Annotated in this window: 19 protein-coding genes; 18 read left to right on the top strand and 1 reads right to left on the bottom strand. The window is 57.1% G+C overall.

Going from position 1 to position 19,254, the window contains the following annotated elements; all coding sequences use genetic code 11:
* Positions 1 to 29 precede the first annotated feature (29 nt).
* Entirely contained in the window at positions 30 to 1,178 is a 1,149-nt protein-coding gene (locus tag ACH518_RS06100) for a murein hydrolase activator EnvC family protein (protein WP_445372251.1), read from the bottom strand.
* A 467-nt stretch (positions 1,179 to 1,645) separates the two neighbouring features.
* On the opposite strand from ACH518_RS06100, the gene ACH518_RS06095 reads away from it, so the two are divergent.
* From ACH518_RS06095 to ACH518_RS06010, 18 genes are all read left to right on the top strand, one after another.
* Entirely contained in the window at positions 1,646 to 1,957 is a 312-nt protein-coding gene (locus ACH518_RS06095; RefSeq protein ID WP_140914068.1) for an ArsR/SmtB family transcription factor, read from the top strand.
* Between the two features lie 18 nt (positions 1,958 to 1,975).
* A complete protein-coding gene (locus tag ACH518_RS06090; RefSeq protein WP_313901423.1) occupies positions 1,976 to 2,425 on the top strand; it encodes a rhodanese-like domain-containing protein in 450 nt (149 codons plus the stop codon).
* A 23-nt stretch (positions 2,426 to 2,448) separates the two neighbouring features.
* A complete protein-coding gene (gene secB / locus ACH518_RS06085) occupies positions 2,449 to 2,925 on the top strand; it encodes a protein-export chaperone SecB (protein WP_445372250.1) in 477 nt (158 codons plus the stop codon).
* Between the two features lie 6 nt (positions 2,926 to 2,931).
* Positions 2,932 to 3,933, top strand: a complete 1,002-nt coding sequence (locus ACH518_RS06080) for an NAD(P)H-dependent glycerol-3-phosphate dehydrogenase (RefSeq protein ID WP_445372249.1) — start codon at positions 2,932 to 2,934, stop codon at positions 3,931 to 3,933.
* 373 nt (positions 3,934 to 4,306) lie between these two features.
* Positions 4,307 to 4,774, top strand: coding sequence for a division/cell wall cluster transcriptional repressor MraZ (gene mraZ, locus ACH518_RS06075; protein WP_140914071.1), 468 nt, complete (start codon positions 4,307 to 4,309; stop codon positions 4,772 to 4,774).
* Between the two features lie 5 nt (positions 4,775 to 4,779).
* Entirely contained in the window at positions 4,780 to 5,709 is a 930-nt protein-coding gene (gene rsmH, locus ACH518_RS06070; protein ID WP_445372248.1) for a 16S rRNA (cytosine(1402)-N(4))-methyltransferase RsmH, read from the top strand.
* Positions 5,709 to 5,981 (top strand): cell division protein FtsL, encoded by a 273-nt coding sequence (gene ftsL, locus ACH518_RS06065; protein WP_140914073.1) that lies wholly within the window; start codon positions 5,709 to 5,711, stop codon positions 5,979 to 5,981. Before rsmH ends, ftsL begins: the two co-directional genes overlap by 1 nt.
* A complete protein-coding gene (locus tag ACH518_RS06060) occupies positions 5,981 to 7,708 on the top strand; it encodes a peptidoglycan D,D-transpeptidase FtsI family protein (RefSeq protein WP_278209787.1) in 1,728 nt (575 codons plus the stop codon). Before ftsL ends, ACH518_RS06060 begins: the two co-directional genes overlap by 1 nt.
* Positions 7,705 to 9,165 carry a UDP-N-acetylmuramoyl-L-alanyl-D-glutamate--2,6-diaminopimelate ligase gene (locus ACH518_RS06055; RefSeq protein WP_445372247.1) on the top strand — a complete coding sequence of 487 codons (1,461 nt, stop codon included), beginning with the start codon at positions 7,705 to 7,707 and terminating at the stop codon, positions 9,163 to 9,165. The genes ACH518_RS06060 and ACH518_RS06055 overlap by 4 nt, the downstream gene beginning before the upstream one ends.
* The gene (locus tag ACH518_RS06050; RefSeq protein WP_445372246.1) at positions 9,162 to 10,529 is read left to right on the top strand and encodes a UDP-N-acetylmuramoyl-tripeptide--D-alanyl-D-alanine ligase; all 1,368 of its coding nucleotides are present in this window, start codon (positions 9,162 to 9,164) and stop codon (positions 10,527 to 10,529) included. Before ACH518_RS06055 ends, ACH518_RS06050 begins: the two co-directional genes overlap by 4 nt.
* Entirely contained in the window at positions 10,529 to 11,611 is a 1,083-nt protein-coding gene (mraY, locus tag ACH518_RS06045; RefSeq protein ID WP_140914077.1) for a phospho-N-acetylmuramoyl-pentapeptide-transferase, read from the top strand. Before ACH518_RS06050 ends, mraY begins: the two co-directional genes overlap by 1 nt.
* Before the next feature lie 2 nt (positions 11,612 to 11,613).
* Positions 11,614 to 12,984, top strand: a complete 1,371-nt coding sequence (gene murD, locus ACH518_RS06040; protein ID WP_445372245.1) for a UDP-N-acetylmuramoyl-L-alanine--D-glutamate ligase — start codon at positions 11,614 to 11,616, stop codon at positions 12,982 to 12,984.
* Positions 12,978 to 14,147: a putative lipid II flippase FtsW gene (gene ftsW / locus ACH518_RS06035; protein ID WP_445372244.1), complete on the top strand. Its 1,170-nt coding sequence runs from the start codon at positions 12,978 to 12,980 to the stop codon at positions 14,145 to 14,147. The genes murD and ftsW overlap by 7 nt, the downstream gene beginning before the upstream one ends.
* Complete coding sequence (murG, locus tag ACH518_RS06030) at positions 14,144 to 15,226, top strand: undecaprenyldiphospho-muramoylpentapeptide beta-N-acetylglucosaminyltransferase (protein ID WP_445372243.1); 1,083 nt, start codon at positions 14,144 to 14,146, stop codon at positions 15,224 to 15,226. Before ftsW ends, murG begins: the two co-directional genes overlap by 4 nt.
* A complete protein-coding gene (murC, locus tag ACH518_RS06025; protein WP_445372242.1) occupies positions 15,223 to 16,674 on the top strand; it encodes a UDP-N-acetylmuramate--L-alanine ligase in 1,452 nt (483 codons plus the stop codon). Before murG ends, murC begins: the two co-directional genes overlap by 4 nt.
* A complete protein-coding gene (gene murB, locus ACH518_RS06020; RefSeq protein WP_445372241.1) occupies positions 16,674 to 17,561 on the top strand; it encodes a UDP-N-acetylmuramate dehydrogenase in 888 nt (295 codons plus the stop codon). The genes murC and murB overlap by 1 nt, the downstream gene beginning before the upstream one ends.
* Positions 17,558 to 18,508, top strand: a complete 951-nt coding sequence (locus ACH518_RS06015; protein WP_445372240.1) for a D-alanine--D-alanine ligase — start codon at positions 17,558 to 17,560, stop codon at positions 18,506 to 18,508. The genes murB and ACH518_RS06015 overlap by 4 nt, the downstream gene beginning before the upstream one ends.
* On the top strand, positions 18,498 to 19,238 hold the full coding sequence (locus ACH518_RS06010; protein ID WP_445372239.1) for a cell division protein FtsQ/DivIB: 741 nt from the start codon (positions 18,498 to 18,500) through the stop codon (positions 19,236 to 19,238). Before ACH518_RS06015 ends, ACH518_RS06010 begins: the two co-directional genes overlap by 11 nt.
* The last annotated feature ends 16 nt before the right edge of the window (positions 19,239 to 19,254 follow it).

The raw sequence follows: 19,254 nt of genomic DNA, 5'->3' as shown, positions 1-19,254 counted from the left end.
AACTCCAACAACCTGTTTCCTAAAAATAATTAACCTTTGTCCGGTTTACGGCACCATTGCTCCGGATCGACCGGCCGTCCGTTTTTTCGGATGCCAAAATACAAGGCGGCATCGGCTCTGCCACCGCTTCGACCTACCGAGGCCAAAACCTCGCCGGCCCTAACGTGATCGCCAACCCCTTTATGTAAACTTTGGCTGAACGCGTACAAGCTCATAAAGCCTCTACCGTGATCGACAATAATCATCAATCCGTAACCTCGCAGCCAATCAGCATAGACTACCTTGCCGCCCGTCACCGCACGCACGTCAGCCCCTTCCCTGGCACTGATAACGACGCCGTCCCAAGTGGTTTCGTAGCGCCGACTGCCAAACCGCTCCGTCACCGCCCCTTGCACCGGCCAAGGCAATTGGCCGCGCAACTCTGCAAACGGCTGGCTTACTGATGCGCCAACCGGAGGAGTAGCCGGCATTTGCTTGGAAAGTACCCGCGGTGGGCTCGTGCTTGGTTCGGACTTGTGCGGCTCAGGTGAAGACTCGTCCTCGGCATTATCATCAGTTTTCTGCAAAGACGCCACCAAGGACTGCAATTTTTTCTCGTCAGCCACCAAGCGCTGCAGTTGGTCGGCCTTGGCTGAATAATCGCTTTCAATTCTGGCTAACAAGGCTTCGCGTTGCCCCTTTAACGCCAGCATTGCATCCGACTCTTGCTGCTTCTTTACCAAAGCAGCTTGAAGCAATTGAGACTCGCCGTCCTTTTGCGCCTCCAACTGCCGAAGTTCGTTGAAGGCCTCGCCAAACGCTTTGAGTTTTTCCACTCGCGCCTTACTGATATAGTCGAAGTAAATCGCCATGCGACTTGACACTGCCGGATCGCGTTGGTTCAGAATCACTTTCCAGCCCTCCTTATCGCCGCCCATGGCGTAGATCGCCTTGAGCAACCCTTCGAGTTCCTGCTGTTGTTCGTGCATACTGCGTTGCGCCGCAGCGCTCTTGCCGCGCACTTCCTGCAGCACTGACTCCTGTTGCCTGATTTCGGCTTTCAATGCACGCAGGCTATTTGCCAATTCGCCATATTGCATCTCCAGCTTTTGCAACTGCTCCACTGCCCGATTTTTTTCGGCTTGCAAGTCGCGAACGTCGCCACCGATCTGTTGAATTTTCGACTGGACGTCGGCCAAGGTTTTGTCGTTTGCGGGAGCGGCCGATGATGTCTGACTTACCCCCCCCAACCCGGCGAAAACCAGGCAACCGACTACCCTCGCCAGCGCCATCGGTGGGTATTTGGCAACTCTTATACTCCCGAGCCGAGACGATAATTCGCTGTTTTTCGACCCTGAAAACCTGTTGGTAACGAGCGGCGCGCGGGGAAGCCGGTTTGCCATCGGATTAAGGACTCCAAGCACTAATGGTTATAAAATCAGATCTCGGCGACAGCCATTGCCGCACAATTACGCCGGCTCAATTCTCGGGTATTGAACAATAAGGCCTACTCTGTTAGATTTGCTGGCCTCGTATTGCTCGCTAAGTTGGCGGCTTGGCCGCTGCATATCTAAGCAAGGCATTATACCAGCACCACCAGCCGCCAAATCCGAAAAATGCCACAGGCCGCCTAGCGACCAATTTTGCCAAGCTATATCGTAATTAAATGGAAGATCAAGACGATAGTATTCAATATGACGACAGCGATATCAGCCGCGCCGCGCGCTGCCTGAAAGCCATGTCCCACCCTTTACGACTGAAAATCCTCTGCGTATTGGGCAGCAACTCGATCAGCGTTCAAGACATTGTGGAACAGGTCGGAACCAGTCAGAGCAATATTTCGCAACATTTGGCGATATTGCGGGACAAAGGCATTCTTGATTATAAAAAGGAAGCCAACCGCGTTTATTACTTTATCGACGACGAACGCGTTATTCATCTGATTCAAATGATGCGCAGCATTTTTTGCGGCGCTTAAACAGCAATAACCAACAATATGAATGCACCAATAGAACAATATATCGAATTCGCCACCAACCATTATTTACTGGTATTTGCACTGGTCTGCGTCATTTTCTTGCTAATTCAGGATTTGCTTGCCAATTCTTTTAATAAGTACGAAAACATTTCGCCGCTAATTGCCGTCACCAAAATGAACAGTGACGACGTCGTCGTTCTGGACGTCAGGGAATTGCACGAATTCAGCAAAAGCCACATCGAAAATGCTTTGAATATTCCGCTAGGCAAAATCGATGAACAACTCACAGCCCTGGAGAAACACAAAAAGCATCCGCTGATCGTGACTTGCCAAACCGGGGCCCGCTCGGCCGCTGCCTGCAAAACCCTGACTAAGTCAGGATTCGAACAGGTCTATAACATGATTGGCGGCATGCAATCATGGGAAGACAACAAACTGCCGATCAAACTGGGCAAAATCAAAGATTAACCAACCAACCCCAAACCACGACCATGGCCGAAAACAACGCATCCAGCGAAAAACAATTCATCATTCAAAAGATCTATACCAAAGACATTTCTTTTGAAACCCCAAATTCACCCAAAATCTTTACCCAAAAATGGGAGCCGGCGCTGGATCTGAATCTCGGCACCAATGTGTTACCGATCGAAAACTCGATGTTCGAAGTCTCGCTCACACTGACCGTAACCGTCAAAGTCGGCGAAAGCACCGCTTATCTGGTAGAAGTCAACCAGTCCGGAGTATTTCTGATCGCCGGCTTTACCGAACAGGAAATGGGACCGATGCTGGGCAGCTTCTGCCCGAACATCCTGTTTCCCTACGCCCGCGAAGTCATCTCCGACCTAGTCAGCAAAGGCGGATTCCCGCAATTGGTCCTGGCTCCGGTTAATTTCGACGCCCTGTACATGCAACATTTACAACAGGCGCAACAAGCTCCGCAAAACGCCGAAGCCAAAACTTTAAACTAAGACAGGATGCCGCCATCAATCAGCATCCTGGGTGCCGGATCATGGGGGACCGCCCTGGCTATCCAAGCAGCCAGAAATGGCTGCAGCACCTCGCTATGGGGACATAATCCGCAACATATCGCTACGCTGCAACAAACCCGCGAAAACAGCCGCTACCTGCCCGGCGCCCAGTTGCCTGCGAATCTCGAACTCACCGCCGACATCAGCAAAGCCGTAAGTTACAGCCAGGTACTTTTGATTTCGGTCCCCAGCCATGCCTTCCGGGATACTTTGATTCGCATCAAACCCTTTTTGGCGGAAAAACCTATGGTCGCTTGGGCCACCAAAGGCTTCGACGGGCTTGATGGCGCCCTGTTAAGCCAAGTCGTCGCCGAAACGCTGGGCGAAGATATCGAAACCGCCGCGCTGTCCGGGCCGACTTTCGCCGCCGAAGTCGCGGCAGACTTGCCCACAGCGGTGACCGTCGCCTCGACATCCGATGCATTTTCGTCCCGACTCAGCGCCATGCTGCACAATCAACGCTTTCGAGTCTACACCAGCCACGACATTATTGGCGTCCAGGTCGGCGGCGCCTGCAAAAACGTATTAGCCATCGCCGCCGGAATCGCTGACGGCTTGGGTTTCGGCGCCAACACACGCGCAGCTTTAATCACCCGCGGCCTGACCGAAATCATGCGCCTTGGCATCCGTCTGGGCGGCCAAGCCGACACGTTTATGGGCTTGGCCGGCCTCGGCGACTTGATCCTGACCTGCACCGACGACCAATCCCGCAATCGCCGTTTCGGCCTGGCCCTTGGACGCGGCCAGGATCAGGCTCAAGCGTTGAAACAAATCAACCAGGAAGTGGAAGGCATCTCCGCTGCCCGCGAAACCTTCGGGTTATCGCAAAAATACGGCGTCGAAATGCCCATCACCTCGCAGGTTTACAAAGTACTCTTCGAGAACCTCCAACCCAAACAAGCCGTACACAACTTGTTAAACCGGGATCAAAAACCCGAACAAGCCTGAATTCGCCCCCCATTCAAAGAGCAATCCGCCCTGAAAACCACGCCCTAACAAGCGCGAGTTTTTTCGGCGCCCTGAGCTCCTGCAAGCGCCGCTTCTCCCGTTTTGAACAAAATAACCTTATAAATTTAAGCATTAGCCTTCGTTAATTGCGATTTACATCAAAAATCGACATTAACTTTTTGATACCAATCAGTTTTACCCCCTCCCTCACCACCCATTCAAACCCAACCCCCAACCAGGCCTAAGTCATTGTAGAAAAAGAAAGAATTTAATCTAGCTGCCTCTTGACTAAGCCCATTTTGAAAACTATAGTGGTACAAAAGTGATGTAAAGTGGGCATAAATGGATTTTTTTGGCTTTTTGAGGGTTTGATTTGTTTCGAGGCATAAGTTCAATCAGTTTGGATGCGAAAGGGCGCGTTGCGATTCCTACCCGCTATCGGGAGGAGTTACAGGAGTGCTGCGACCGCCAACTGGTTGTGACCGTTGCAGTCGACGATAAATGCGTTGGCGAACCGGGCTGCCTCTGGCTGTACCCTTTACCCGAATGGGAAAAGCTGGAGCAAACCATCAGCCGCTTACCGACCTTGAACAAAATGGCCGGCAAGTTGCGGCGTTTTGTCATAGGCAACGCCTCGGAGTGCGAAATGGACGCCCAGGGCCGCCTGCTGTTGCCGGAAAAATTGCGCGAGTTCGCCGGCCTGGAAAAGCATATTGTGCTGGTCGGCCAACTCAACAAGTTCGAAGTCTGGAACGAAGACGCCTGGAAGGCCAAAGAACAGGAATGGATGGACGGTAACGACAGCGAGGGCCTTGAAGAACTTGGCTCTTTGTCGTTTTGACGGAGATGCCGGCACACCAAACCGTTTTATACGCGGAAGCGCTTGAGCAACTCGCGATAAAACCGGACGGCCTCTATCTGGATTGCACTTTCGGCCGGGGCGGTCATAGTCGTGGCATTTTGGCCGAGCTGAGCGAATCGGGCCGGTTGTTGGCACTGGATAGAGACGCGGATGCGATTGACAGCCAAGAGGCAGAGAGTTTACGTCAGGACCCCAGATTCGAATTACGTCATGCCAGTTTTGCCGAATTGGCGGAAGTAACCAGACGTAACGGATACGCCGGCAAGATCGACGGCATATTGATGGACTTGGGCGTATCGTCGCCGCAACTGGATATTGCCGAACGCGGCTTCAGTTTTTTACGCGACGGACCGCTGGATATGCGTATGGACACCGGACGCGGACTGTCGGCTGCCGAGTACCTGGCTAGCGTTGACGAACCGGAATTGGTCCGGATTTTATTCGAATATGGCGAAGAACGGTTTGCCAAGCGCATCGCCCGGGCGATCGTCGGCCAGCGCCAACAGGCCCCGGTCACGACCACTCTGGAACTGGCGAGATTGATTGAACAAAGCGTGCCGTTTCGCGACAAGCACAAACATCCTGCCACACGCAGCTTTCAGGCGATCAGGATCGAAATCAATCAGGAGCTGGAACAGATCAAGGCAGGTTTGCAGCAAGCGCTGGAGGTACTGGCGCCGGGCGGACGACTGGTAGTGATTTCGTTTCACTCTTTGGAAGACAGGATCGTCAAACGGTTTATTCGGGACCAATCGGGGGCGAAAACCGATCCCGGCAGATTGCCGGTCAGAGAACGGGACATAGAACAAGGGCAATTACGCAAAATCGGTAAATCGATACGCGCCCAAGCGCAGGAATTGCGCGATAACCCCAGAGCGCGTAGCGCGGTAATGCGAGTCGCGGAGAAGCGTTGATGATATTTGCTCGAAACATCCTGCTGACAATACTGGTAGCGGTGTTGCTTATATCCGGCATCGCGGTGATTTACAGCAAATACCAATCGCGGCTGCTGTTTATCGAGATCCAAAAAAAGGAAAAGGAACTCGACGATTACGAAGTCGAATGGGGACGGTTACAGCTCGAATTGACGACGCTGACCGAAGAAAACCGAGTTGAAGTCGAGGCCAGGTCGCGATTGATGCTGACTTTGCCGCCGCAGGACAAAATAATTTACATCAAGCCGTAATGCGAATTTTTACCGGTTCTGCCCCAGCACCGCGCCTTAATACCGATTTTCCGATACGGCGAAAACTGCTGTTGTCGACAATGATGCTGGCGATGACTGCCTTGGTTGGCCGCGCGGTTTATCTGCAAATCCTGGACAAGGATTTTTTACAGGATAAAGGCGACATGCAACACATCGGCGTCGTGTCGGTGTCGGCATACCGCGGCCAGATCAAGGACCGTAACGGCGAACCGTTGGCAATCAGTACCCCGGTGCAATCGATCTGGGTCAATCCACGGCAATTGAAAGACAGCGAACAGGACAAGCTGACACCGATGGCGAGAATCCTCGGTTTCCCGGAAAAAGAGCTGCGCTCGCTGTTGAAAAAAGAAAAAGACGCCAACAAGCGCTTTGTCTATTTGCGCCGGCAGATTAATCCGGATATCGCCGAAAAAGTTAAAGATCTGGAAATCACCGGCGTCTATTTCGAGCGCGAATTCAAGCGGTATTACCCTGCCGGGGCAGTCTCCGGCCATTTGCTGGGCTTTACCAATATCGACGATATCGGCCAGGAAGGCATCGAACACGGTTACGAACATATATTGCGCGGCCAACCGGGCAAAAAACGGGTGATCAAAGACGGCAAAGGCCAGATCATCAAAGACGTAGAAAACATCGAAGCAGCGGTGCCGGGCCGCGACCTGATTCTGACGATAGACGAGCGCTTGCAATACCTGGCTTACCGGGAATTGCAGAACGCAGTAATCCAGAACAAGGCGCATTCAGCCTCACTGGTGGTATTGGATGCCAAAAACGGCGACGTATTGGCCAGCGTCAGCCAGCCGGCGTTCAACCCGAACAACCGGAAAGAACTGAGCAGCAACCGTTACCGCAACCGGGCCATCGTCGACAGCTTCGAACCCGGCTCGACCGTAAAACCGTTCGTGATCGCGGCGGCGCTGGACGGCGGCTATATCCACCCGAATGTGATGATCGAGACCCACGGCGTTTACCACCTGGGCCGCAACGTGGTCAAAGACGTGCATAACTACGGCACGATGGATTTGACCCACGTGTTGCAAAAATCCAGCAACATCGCGGTGACCCAGATCGCGATGACCATGCCGCCGGAGTATTTCTGGGGGGTTTACAACAAACTGGGCTTCGGCACCTCGGCCGGCGTCGGCTTCCCCGGCGAGGCCAGCGGCTCGTTGCTCGACTATCAAGGCTGGCACGAATTCGACCAAGCGATTTTATCGTTCGGTTACGGGGTATCCACCTCGATTTTACAACTGGCCCGGGCCTATACCGCCTTGGCCGACGACGGCATCATTCATTCGGTGACCCTATTGAAGCGCGACGAAGATCCGGACGCACAACGGGTGTTTAAGCCGGAGACAGCCAGAAAAGTCCGGGAAATGCTGGAGCACGTGATCAGCAAGGAAGGCACGGCCTATCAAGCCAGAGTCGAAGGTTACCGGGTGGCCGGCAAAACCGGCACCGTGAAAAAAGCCACCGCCGGCGGTTACGCCGACGACAAATATTTATCGGTATTCGTCGGCATGGCGCCGGCCAGTAACCCGCGATTTATTATCGCGATCGTGGTTGACGAGCCGACCAGCGGCCAATATTACGGCGGTTTGGTTGCCGCACCGGCCTTCTCGCGGGTCATGGCCGGAGCATTACGAGTTTACGGCGTGGAGCCGGACGGCATGGAAAACATGCACTTACTGTTGAGCAAACGATGAAGCTGAGCGAATTGCTGAACGGACTAACTGATATAGCTACGGACGCGGAGATAACCGGCTTGAGCCTGGATAGCCGTTGCACGCGCGCAGGCGACGTATTCATCGCCCTGAACGGCTCCCGGCAACACGGCCTGACCCATGCCGCGCAGGCGGTCAGCCGCGGCGCCAAAGCCGTAGTATTCGAACCGCAGCAGAGTGCGTCCCACTTACAGACTCCGCTCGCTGCGCCGCTGTTTGCCGTTGCCGGATTGGCGGACAGTCTGGGCGAGATCGCCGCCCGGTTTTACGGCCGGCCTTCGGCGCAGTTGGATGTGATCGGAGTCACCGGCACCAACGGCAAAACCACCTGCAGCCAACTGCTCGCGCAGGCGCTGCCCGATTGCGGCGTGATCGGCACGCTGGGTTGGGGCGAATTCGGCAAGTTACAGCCGACCGCAAATACAACCCCGGATGCGCTGGACGTACAACGGATCTTGTCCGAATTGGCGGCCCAAGGCAAACGCGCAGTCGCCATGGAAGTGTCCTCGCATGGATTGCAGCAAGGCCGGGTCAATGCCGTGCAATTCAAGGGCGCGGTATTCACCAATTTGAGCCGGGACCATCTGGATTATCACGGCGATATGCAGAGCTATCTGCAAGCCAAGCTGGCCTTGTTCAAGACGCCGGGCTTGAAATTTGCCGCTATCAATTTGGATGACGCCAGCAGCGCACAGGTATTGGACAGTATCGGCCAGGGTGTCCAGGTGTGGACCTTCAGCGCCAGCGGACGAACGCTTCCGGGCTGCGAATGCGTGACGGCCGAAAATGCAAAATTTAGCGCCGCCGGCATCGAATTCGACGCGGTTTGGCGCGGTAAACGGCTAACCGCCGCCAGCGGCATTGCCGGCAGTTTCAATCTGGAAAATCTGCTGGCGGTGCTGTGCGTATTGCTGGCCCAGGGCATTGGTTTCGAAACCGCCGTAGCACGCTTGGCCTCACTAACTGCCATTGCCGGCCGCATGGAAAAATTCGGCGGCCAGGGCAAACCGACCGTGTTCGTGGACTATGCCCACAGCCCGGATGCCTTGGAAAAAGTTTTGAAAGCCATCAAAGGCAACAGTCGGTTGCAACTGGTGTTCGGCTGCGGCGGCGACCGCGACAAAGGCAAACGCCCGGAAATGGGCCGGATTGCCGAGACCTGGGCGGATCAGGTCATCGTCACCGACGACAATCCGCGAAGCGAAGCTCCGGCCGCCATCGTCGCCGACATTTTGGCGGGCTGCCGTAGCGATAAAGTAACCGTTATTAACGACAGGGCCACGGCCATAAACACAGCCATACAACAATCAGCTCCCGACGATTGCGTACTGATCGCCGGCAAGGGCCACGAAGATTACCAGGAAATCGCCGGCGTAAAATGGCCGTTCAGCGATAGCGCGCTGGTGGAAAAAACCTTGGCGGAGTGGCGCAAACCATGAAGATGCTGCTCAGCGAAATCGCCCGAGCCGTCAACGGCACTCTGACCGGAACCGACCGCAGCGTCGAGTCGGTCAGCATCGACACCCGCACGCTCAAACCCGGCGAACTTTACCTGGCCTTGAAAGGCAAGAATTTCGACGGCCACGATTTTATCGAGCAAGCGCAACAGGCCGGCGCCGCGGCGCTGCTGGTAGAACGCGCCTGCGCATCCGATCTACCGCAAATCGTGGTCGACAACAGCCACCTGGCGCTGGCCGAATTGGCCGGCTACTGGCGCCGGCAATTGCCGGTCAAAGTTGCCGGCGTCACCGGCAGCAACGGCAAAACCACGGTCAAAGAAATGATCGCGGCGATTTTCGCTACCCAAGGCCCCACCTTATCGACTCAAGGCAATTTGAACAACGACATCGGTGTCCCGCTAACTTTGCTGAAACTCGATGCCGGCCACCGCTATGCCGTGATTGAGATGGGCGCCAACCACATCGGCGAAATCGCCTATACCAGCCGTTATGCCCAAGCCGACGTCAGCGTGATCAATAACGTCGGTGCGGCGCATATCGAGGGTTTCGGCGACCTGAACGGCGTGGCCAAAACCAAGGGCGAGATCATCGAAAGCCTGAGCCCGGAAAGCGTTGCGGTGTTGAATCGAGACGACGCCTTCTACGACTTCTGGCTCACCCTGGCCGGCCTGCGCAAATCGGTTAGTTTCGGCTTCCATCCTGCTTCCGACGTACGCGCCGAGCAAATCGAAACCGGCCTTGATGCCGACGGCTTCGCCACCCGCTTCCAGTTGCAAGCCGGCGGCGAGAGCATCACTATCCGCTTGAATCTGGCCGGCGCCCACAACGTCAAAAACGCGTTGGCAGCGGCGGCGGTTGCGCGGCAATTCGACATCGCGCTCGACGCGATCAAAGCCGGTCTGGAAGGCTTGCGGCCGGTGGTCGGCCGGATGCAGCCGTTACGCGGCCGCCGCAACAACATCGTGGTCGACGACACCTACAACGCCAATCCGAGTTCGCTGCGCGCCGCTTTGGAAGCCATCGACGGCTGCAGCCAGACCGAGCTCTGGGTCGCTTTGGGCGCATTCGGCGAATTGGGTCCGGATAGTCCGGCAATACACCGTGAGATGGGCGAACTGGTCAAAGCCATGGGTGCCAAGCGCCTGTTCGCCACCGGCGAATTGGCCCGCCACAGCGTCGCCGGCTTCGGCGCCGGCGCGCGTTATTACGACACGCAGGAACAATTGATTGCAGACCTGACCGCGGAACTGAGCGGCGGGGAAACTTTACTGGTTAAAGGCTCGCGCGCCCAAAAAATGGAAAACGTGGTGGCGGCGCTGGTCGACAATTTTAGAGCGGCATAATGTTACTTTTACTCGCAGACTTTTTAAGCAGTATCGACAGCGGCTTCCGGGTCTTACACTACCTGACCTTTCGCGCCATCCTGGGCGTGTTGACCGCTTTGGCGATTTCGCTGCTGAGCGGCCCGATGGTGATCGAAAAGCTGACCCGCAGAAAAATCGGCCAAAGCGTGCGCGACGACGGTCCGCAAAGCCATTTCTCCAAATCGGGCACCCCGACCATGGGCGGGGCGATGATTCTGTTCGCGGTGGCGATCAGCACCCTGCTCTGCGCCGATCTGAGCAATCGTTACATCTGGGTGGTTTTGTTGGTGACGCTGGCGCACGGCGTCATCGGTTTTATCGACGATTACAAGAAAGTGCTGCTCGGCAACAGCGTCGGCCTGTCGGCCAAAGCCAAATATTTCTGGCAGTCGGTGGTCGCACTGGGTGCCGGCATCTACTTGTACAGCACCGCTCAAGTCGCTGCCGAAACCCAATTCATCGTGCCGTTTTTCAAAAACGTGACGCTGGACATGGGCTGGATGTACATCGTGTTGACCTATTTCGTCATCGTCGGCTCCAGTAACGCGGTGAACTTGACCGACGGCCTCGACGGCCTGGCGATCATGCCTACCGTGATGATCGCAGCCGCATTGGCGATCTTCGCCTATCTGTCCGGCCACGCCAATTTCGCCCAATATCTGCAAATACCGCATATCCCCAAATCCGGCGAATTGGTGGTGTTCTGCGCCGCGCTGATCGGCTCCGGCCTCGGCTTTCTCTGGTTCAACGCCTATCCGGCCATGGTATTCATGGGCGACGTCGGCGCGTTGGCATTGGGCGCCGCGCTGGGCATCGTCGCCGTGCTGGTCCGCCAGGAAATCGTTTTGGTGATTATGGGCGGCATTTTTGTGGTCGAAACCATTTCGGTGATCATTCAGGTCGCCTCCTATAAAACCCGCAAAAAACGGGTATTTCTGATGGCCCCGATTCACCATCATTACGAATTGAAAGGCTGGCCCGAGCCGCGCATTATCGTCCGCTTCTGGATCGTTTCGGTCATTTTGGTCCTGATCGGCCTGGCGACATTGAAACTGAGATAGCCATGGATACCGCACAATTACTCGCCAATCTGGAACGCCATTTTCAACTGGATCCGGCCAACGCTCGACTGCTGATCGTCGGCCTGGGCGCGACCGGCTATTCGGCCGCGCAATTTTTGCAAAAAACCCCGATCCGGTTCGCCGTAGTCGACAGCCGCAAGCAACCGCCGTTGATCGACAATCTGCGCGAACAAATGCCGGACGTGCCCGTGTTTTCCGGCGGCTTCGATCAATCCGCGCTGGATGTCGCCACTCACTTGCTCGTCAGTCCCGGCGTATCGCTGCACGAAACCGCGATTCACAAAGCCGTGCAGGCCGGAGTAAAAGTCATCAGCGACATCGATTTGTTCGCCTGCGCCACCGATAAGCCGATCATCGGCATCACCGGTTCGAACGGCAAAAGCACGGTGACGACCATGCTCGGCGAAATGGCCAACGCCGCCGGAGTGAAAACCGCCATCGGCGGCAATCTGGGCACGCCAGCGCTGGACTTATTACAACAGGACGCCGATTTATACGTGCTGGAGCTGTCCAGTTTCCAGTTGGAACGCACCCGAGCCTTGAACGCCAAAGCCTCCACCGTGCTGAACGTCAGTCCGGACCATCTGGATCGCCATGCCAGCATCGAAACCTACGCCGCCGAAAAGCAACGCATATTCCGCGGCGACGGCACGATGGTTTTGAATGCGGACGATGCGCTGGTCATGGCGATGCGCGACACCAACCGGCCGAGCTTGACGTTTTCGATCCAAAGCACCGCCGATTTCTATCTGCAACGCGGCGAAACCATCAATCTGATGCACGGCGATCAAGTATTGATGCCGGCCTCTCACTTGCGTCTGGAAGGTTCGCACAATCTGGCCAACGCCTTGGCCGCATTGGCCTTGGGCAGCGCCATCGGTTTGAGTATGACCGCGATGTGCACCGCGCTGCGCAACTTCAAAGGCCTGCCGCACCGGATGCAGAAGGTGGCCGAAAAAGCCGGCATCAACTGGATCAACGACTCCAAAGCCACCAACATCGGCGCCTGTATCGCCGCGCTGCAAGGCTACGACCGTAAAGTGATACTGATCGCCGGGGGCGACGCCAAAGGTGCCGACATGGCCGAATTGGCACCGGCCGTGCGCGAGAAAACCAAAGCCGTGGTCTTGATCGGCAAGGATGCGCAATTGATCGCCGATGCCTTGCACGATTACGTACCGGTCAAATTCGCCGGCAACATGAAAGAAGCGGTCAAAACCGCCGCCAGTCTGGCCGATGCCGGCGACAGCGTATTGTTGTCGCCGGCCTGCGCCAGCCTCGACCAATACCGCAGTTACGTCGACCGCGGCAACAAATTTGCCGAAGCGGTGATGGAGCTGCCGTCATGTTGAAGCCTACGCCCGCAGCGAAGCCTCGGCAAAGCCGCTTGCATACCGATCCGGTACTGATGCTGGCCTGCTTCGCCCTGCTCGGTATCGGCTTCATGATGGTCACGTCGTCTTCGCTGCACCTGGGTGTGAAGATGGCCGACGACATTTCGCATTATCCGTTCAAACAATTGGCGCACATCGCCTTCGGCTTGGCCTTTGCCGGCTTTATCTTGAACGTGCCGATGAGAAGCTGGGAAAAAATGGGGCAAACCCTGTTCATCGCCGGTCTGGCGCTGCTACTGGTGGTGCTGATTCCCGGCGTCGGCGTCAAAGTCAACGGCAGTATCCGTTGGTTATCGATTTTGGGTCTGCGGATTCAGGTGTCCGAGGTGGTCAAACTGATTTCGGTGATTTACATGGCCGGCTACGTCACCCGCCACGCCGAACACGTGCGCCGTTCCGCCTTCGGCCTGGTCAAACCGCTGATGCTGTTTTCGGTGGCTTGCGTACTGTTGCTGCTGGAGCCGGACTTCGGCTCCGCCGTCGTGATTCTGATCATCGCGATGGGCATGATGTTTCTGGGCGGGGCGCGGATTTCGCAATTCGTCATCCTGCTGGCGCTGGTCGCCGGCCTGGCAGTCATGTTGGTGATCGTCTCGCCTTACCGGCTGGCGCGGGTCACCAGTTTCCTCGACCCGTGGGCCGACGCCAAGGACACCGGCTTCCAGTTGACGCAAGCCTTGATTTCGTTCGGCCGCGGCGAGTTCTTCGGCGTCGGCCTGGGCAACGGCCTGCAAAAATTGTTTTATCTGCCCGAAGCTCATACCGACTTTTTATTCTCGGTACTCGGTGAAGAACTGGGCTTGGTCGGCGTACTGGTCATCATCGCGCTGTTCAGCGCCCTGGTGGTGCGCGCGTTTGCGATCGGCGAACAAGCGGAACAGGCCGGCCTGCGTTTTAACTCGCTCGCGGCTTACGGCTTGGGTATCTGGTTCGGCTTTCAGTCCTTCGTCAATATGGGCGTCAACATGGGCATGTTGCCCACCAAAGGCCTGACCCTGCCGCTGATGAGTTACGGCGGCGGCAGTATGATCGTGATGTGCGGCGCGGTGGCGGTGTTGTTTCGGATTCATTACGAAGTGACCGAACACAACAAGAGCAACGTCAAGGGGAAACTGGCATGAGCGGCCGCATTGTGATCATGGCGGGCGGTACCGGCGGCCACGTATTTCCGGCATTGGCGGTGGCCCAGGAAATGGCTGCGCGCGGCTGGCAAGTGAGTTGGCTCGGCACCCAGACCGGTCTGGAAGCCAAAGTGGTACCGGCCGCCGGCATCGATATCGACTGGCTGGTGGTGGCCGGCCTGCGCGGCAAAGGCTTGTTAGCCAAAGTCGGCGGTATCGTCAAATTGGTGCAAGCCTGCCGCCAAGCCAAACGGATTTTGCGCGAGCGCCGGCCGGATGTGGTTTTGGGCATGGGCGGCTTCGTCGCCGGCCCCGGCGGTCTGATGGCTAAGAGCCTGCGCATTCCGCTGGTAATCCACGAACAAAACCGGGTGCCCGGCACCACCAACCGCTGGCTGGCCAAACTGGCGGCAACCAAAATTCTGGAAGCCTTTCCCGCCAGTTTTGCGCCGAATCTCGGCGCCGAATGCACCGGCAACCCGTTGCGCAGCGGCTTCAGCGCATTGCCGGACAAACAGGCATGGACGCCGGACGCCGGCCGTAACCTGCGCATACTGGTTCTCGGCGGCAGCCAGGGCGCCAAAGTATTGAACGAGACCGTGCCAGCCGCCTTGGCGACATTGGCCAATCTGGAGATCAAGCACCAGACCGGTGCCGCGATGCAAACCGAGGTAGCCGCCGCTTACCGCTCTACCAGCCTAAACGCCGAAGTAGCAGCCTTCATCGACGACATGGCCGCCGCTTACCGGTGGGCCGATTTGATCGTCTGCCGCGCCGGCGCGATGACAGTCAGCGAAGTCGCGGCGGCCGGATTGCCGGCGATCTTCGTGCCGTTGTTGCATGCCATCGACGACCACCAAACCGCGAACGCCAAATATTTAGCCGACGCCGGCGCCGCTTTACTGCTGCCGCAACCCGAATTGAACGCGGAAAACCTGCGTAAAACCATTACCCAAGCCATGACATCCTTAGATTCCATGAGTCGAGCGGCGAAAGCCAAGGCCAGACTCGCTGCCACCCAAACCGTGGCCGACATTTGCGCGGCAATTGCCGCGCCTCACGCGGAGGCCGCGCGATGAACCGCCCCAATATTCCCGCCGCCAATCAGGCCTTGGGCGACATCGACAAAATCCATTTCGTCGGTATCGGCGGCACCGGTATGAGCGGCATCGCCGAAGTGCTGAGCAACTTGGGCTACACCGTATCCGGCTCCGACATCAAGGCCTCGCCGGTCACCGACCGTTTGCAAAACCTGGGCGTCAAAGTCTATCTGGAACATAAGGCCGAAAACGTCGCCGATGTCGATGTCGTCGTCACCTCCACTGCGGTAGATAAAACCAACCCGGAAGTGGTCAGGGCCTACGAAAACCGGATTCCGGTGATTCCGCGCGCAGAAATGTTGGCCGAACTGATGCGCTTCCGCTTCGGCATTGCCGTCGCCGGCACTCACGGTAAAACTACCACCACCAGTTTGACCACGATGATGCTGGCCGAAGGCGGCCTGGACCCCACTTTCGTCATCGGCGGCCGCCTGAACAGTGCCGGCGCCAATGCCAAATTGGGCCTGGGCAAGTATTTGGTGGCCGAAGCCGACGAAAGCGACGCCTCGTTTCTGTTCCTGCAGCCGATGATGGCGATTGTGACCAATATCGATCAGGACCACATGGAGACCTACGGCGGCAGTTACAGCAAGCTGAAGGACACCTTCCTGAAATTTTTGCACCAGTTGCCGTTCTACGGACTGGCCGTGATGTGCGTGGACGACCCCGGCGTTTGCGACGTGCTGCCGAACATTTCGAAACCGGTAAAAACCTATGGTGTCAGCAGTTATGCCGACGTCCGCGCCGTCGACATCAAACAAGACGGTCTGCGCACCCATTTCACCGTGCTGCGCTGGGGCAACCTGCCGCCGCTGCAAGTCACATTGAATTTGCCCGGCTGGCACAACATGTTGAATGCGCTGGCGGCGACCACGATCGCTACCGCGCTGGGCGTGGACGACGCCGCCATTGTGAAAAGCTTGGCCGAATTCAAAGGCGTCGGCCGCCGCTTCCAAATTAACGGCGACGTCGATTTCGCCGACGGCAAACTGACCTTGGTCGACGACTACGGCCATCACCCGCGCGAACTGGCCGCCACTTTGGAAGCCTTGCGCCAAGCCTGGCCGAGTCGGCGTAAAGTCGTGGTATTCCAACCCCACCGCTATACCCGCACCCGCGATCTGTTCGAAGATTTCGTCGAAGTGCTGTCCGGGGTCGATGTGTTGATTTTGCTGGACGTTTACTCGGCCGGAGAAGCTCCGATCACCGGCGCCGACGGCAAAGCCTTGAGCCGCTCGATTCGGGTGCGCGGCCAAGTCGATCCGGTATTCGTGCAAAACCGCGAGGATTTGGCCACCATCCTGGCCGGCATCGTCGAAAAAGACGACGTGATCCTGACCATGGGCGCCGGCAACGTCGGCCAAATCGCCGCCGAACTGCCGCAAAAGCTGGCCGAGGCGCTGGCCGAACTGAGAGGAAGCGAGTGATGGCACCGGCGAGCTGGAAAGGCACCTTGCTGAACGACGAGCCGCTGGCCAAATACACCAGTTGGCGGGTCGGCGGCCCGGCGCAGCACATGTACATTCCGGAGAATAAGGCCGACCTGATCGAGTTCATTGCCGAACTGCCGGAAGGCGAGCCTTTGTATTGGCTGGGCCTGGGCAGCAATTTGCTGGTGCGCGACGGCGGCATCAAAGGCACAGTGATCAACACCCGCAACCGCTTGAAAGAGATGCGGCTGATCGACTCGGAACGGGTTTACGTCGAAGCCGGCGTGCCGTGTGCCCACGTCGCCCGCTTTTGCGCCGATTTGGGCCTGACCGGCGCCGAATTTTTGGCCGGTATCCCCGGCACGATGGGCGGCGCCCTGAAAATGAATGCCGGCGCTTTCGGCGGCGAGACCTGGCGCATCGTCGACCGGGTGGAAATGGTCAACGCCCGCGGCGAAGTGATCGAGCGCGATCACGGCGAGTTCGAAGTCGCCTACCGCTCGGTCAAAGGCCTGGAAGACGAATGGTTTCTGTCGGTGCAACTGAAATTGGTCAAAGGCAATAGCGAAGCCAGCCAGCAGCATATCAAGGCACTGTTGGAGAAACGCAACGCGACCCAGCCGACCAACAAGCCGACCTGCGGCTCGGTGTTCAAGAATCCGCCCGGCGACTTCGCCGCGCGGCTGATCGAAGCCTGCGGCTTGAAAGGCTTTGCAGTGGGCGGCGCCGTGGTATCGGAAAAACACGCCAATTTTATCGAGAATCAGGGTAACGCCAGTTCGGCGGATATCGAAGCTCTGATCGAACATATTCAAACGCAAGTGCAAACCAAGTTCGGCGTCAGTCTGCAGACCGAAGTTTGCCGGATAGGTGACAAAACATGAGGCCCTTACGGATTAAAGATCCCGCCGCATTCGGCAAGGTCGCGGTGATGATGGGCGGTTCCGCCGCCGAGCGCGAAGTATCGTTGAACAGCGGCAACGCCGTATACCGGGCCTTGCAAGCCCAAGGCATCGATGCCACCGCAATAGACGTGACCGGCAGCCCGATCGATGCCCTGGCAGGACGCAACTTCGACCGGGTGTTCAACATCATCCACGGCCGCGGCGGCGAAGACGGCGTGTTGCAGGCGGTATTGGCGACGCTGAACTTGCCTTACACCGGCTCCGGCGTACTGGCCTCGGCCTTGGCGATGGACAAGCTGCGCACCAAATTATGCTGGCAAGGCGCCGGCCTGCCGACTCCGCGCTGGTTTTTGTTGAGCGGCGAGCACGACATCGATACCTGTATCAACGCGCTGGGTTTTCCGGTGATCGTCAAGCCGGCCCAGGAAGGCTCCAGCATCGGTATGAGCAAAGCCCATAACCGCGAGGAATTGCTGGCGGCGTTGAAAATCGCCAGCCAGTACCGCTGCGAGGTCTATGCCGAGCAATGGATCCAGGGCCAGGAATTCACCATCGGCATGCTGGACGGCGAGGCGCTGCCGGCGATCCGGCTGGAAACGCCGCATACGTTTTACGACTTTGACGCCAAATACCGCGCCAACACCACGCAATACCATTGTCCGTGCGGCTTGAGCCCGGAGCGCGAGCGGGAATTGCAAGCCCTGGCGCTGAGAGCCTGTCAGACCGTCGGCGTCACCGGTTGGGGCCGGGTCGATGCCTTCATCGACGACAGCGGCCGGCTGCAATTGATCGAGGTCAATACCGTGCCGGGCATGACCGACCACAGCCTGGTGCCGATGGCGGCCAAGGCGGTTGGCGTCAGTTTCGAGGAATTGGTCTGGCGAATCCTGGAGACCAGCGTGGCGGGATCGGCCGGTGCGGCTTAGATTTTTGATTGTGGTCCTGGTATTGGCCGGGGCCGGCTGGTGGAGTTGGCAGCAATTCGGCGAGAGAGCCCTGCGCGGCCAACCGATCCGTTACGTACGCATCGAAGGTGCGTTCCAATACACCAGCAAGGACAGATTGAAGCAGGTTTTGGCGCCGCAGATGAAGCAGGGTTACTACCACGCCGATATGCAGGCCATCCATCAGGCGATCAAAGCCTTGCCGTTGGTGGACAAGGTGGACGTAAAACGGGTGTGGCCGGACGCGGTGCACATCAAAATCACCGAACAAAAGCCGGTGGTGCGCTGGGGCAACTCGGCACTATTGAACAAACAAGGCGATTTGCTGGTTCCGGACAACATCGAGGAATTCAAGAATCTGCCGTTGATTACCGGCCCGGAAGGCCAGGAGAAAAAGCTGCTGGAAATCATGAAGGGCGTTTACATCGTGTTGAAGGATAAATCGATGCAATTGGCCGAGTTCCACGTCAACGAACGCCGGGCTTGGCGGATTAAACTGGCCAACGGCATGGAGATGCAATTGGGCCGCAAGGCGCCGCTGGAGAATATGCAGCGTTTTTTGAAGACCATGGATTTATTGGGCGAGGAGCAAATCGCCATGATAGCGAGCGTGGACACCCGTTATCCGAACGGCTTTGCCGTGACTTGGAAACCGGAAGCCGCCGCTATCGATTGGAAAGCAATCGCAGAAAAGAATAAGAACCTGATTTAAACGCTTACTGAGCACA

This window comes from Methylomonas sp. HW2-6 (assembly GCF_052474525.1).
The sequence above is the reverse complement of the archived record's forward strand: the minus strand, read 5'-3'. Positions and strand labels throughout refer to the sequence as shown.

What these genes read in the sequence shown, in the direction of transcription:
- ACH518_RS06095 (WP_140914068.1), top strand. Translation starts at nt 1,646, where the DNA reads ATGGAAGATCAAGACGATAGTATTCAATATGACGACAGCGATATCAGC.
- ACH518_RS06090 (WP_313901423.1), top strand. Translation starts at nt 1,976, where the DNA reads ATGAATGCACCAATAGAACAATATATCGAATTCGCCACCAACCATTAT.
- secB (WP_445372250.1), top strand. Translation starts at nt 2,449, where the DNA reads ATGGCCGAAAACAACGCATCCAGCGAAAAACAATTCATCATTCAAAAG.
- ACH518_RS06080 (WP_445372249.1), top strand. Translation starts at nt 2,932, where the DNA reads ATGCCGCCATCAATCAGCATCCTGGGTGCCGGATCATGGGGGACCGCC.
- rsmH (WP_445372248.1), top strand. Translation starts at nt 4,780, where the DNA reads ATGCCGGCACACCAAACCGTTTTATACGCGGAAGCGCTTGAGCAACTC.
- ftsL (WP_140914073.1), top strand. Translation starts at nt 5,709, where the DNA reads ATGATATTTGCTCGAAACATCCTGCTGACAATACTGGTAGCGGTGTTG.
- ACH518_RS06060 (WP_278209787.1), top strand. Translation starts at nt 5,981, where the DNA reads ATGCGAATTTTTACCGGTTCTGCCCCAGCACCGCGCCTTAATACCGAT.
- ACH518_RS06055 (WP_445372247.1), top strand. Translation starts at nt 7,705, where the DNA reads ATGAAGCTGAGCGAATTGCTGAACGGACTAACTGATATAGCTACGGAC.
- ACH518_RS06050 (WP_445372246.1), top strand. Translation starts at nt 9,162, where the DNA reads ATGAAGATGCTGCTCAGCGAAATCGCCCGAGCCGTCAACGGCACTCTG.
- mraY (WP_140914077.1), top strand. Translation starts at nt 10,529, where the DNA reads ATGTTACTTTTACTCGCAGACTTTTTAAGCAGTATCGACAGCGGCTTC.
- murD (WP_445372245.1), top strand. Translation starts at nt 11,614, where the DNA reads ATGGATACCGCACAATTACTCGCCAATCTGGAACGCCATTTTCAACTG.
- ftsW (WP_445372244.1), top strand. Translation starts at nt 12,978, where the DNA reads ATGTTGAAGCCTACGCCCGCAGCGAAGCCTCGGCAAAGCCGCTTGCAT.
- murG (WP_445372243.1), top strand. Translation starts at nt 14,144, where the DNA reads ATGAGCGGCCGCATTGTGATCATGGCGGGCGGTACCGGCGGCCACGTA.
- murC (WP_445372242.1), top strand. Translation starts at nt 15,223, where the DNA reads ATGAACCGCCCCAATATTCCCGCCGCCAATCAGGCCTTGGGCGACATC.
- murB (WP_445372241.1), top strand. Translation starts at nt 16,674, where the DNA reads ATGGCACCGGCGAGCTGGAAAGGCACCTTGCTGAACGACGAGCCGCTG.
- ACH518_RS06015 (WP_445372240.1), top strand. Translation starts at nt 17,558, where the DNA reads ATGAGGCCCTTACGGATTAAAGATCCCGCCGCATTCGGCAAGGTCGCG.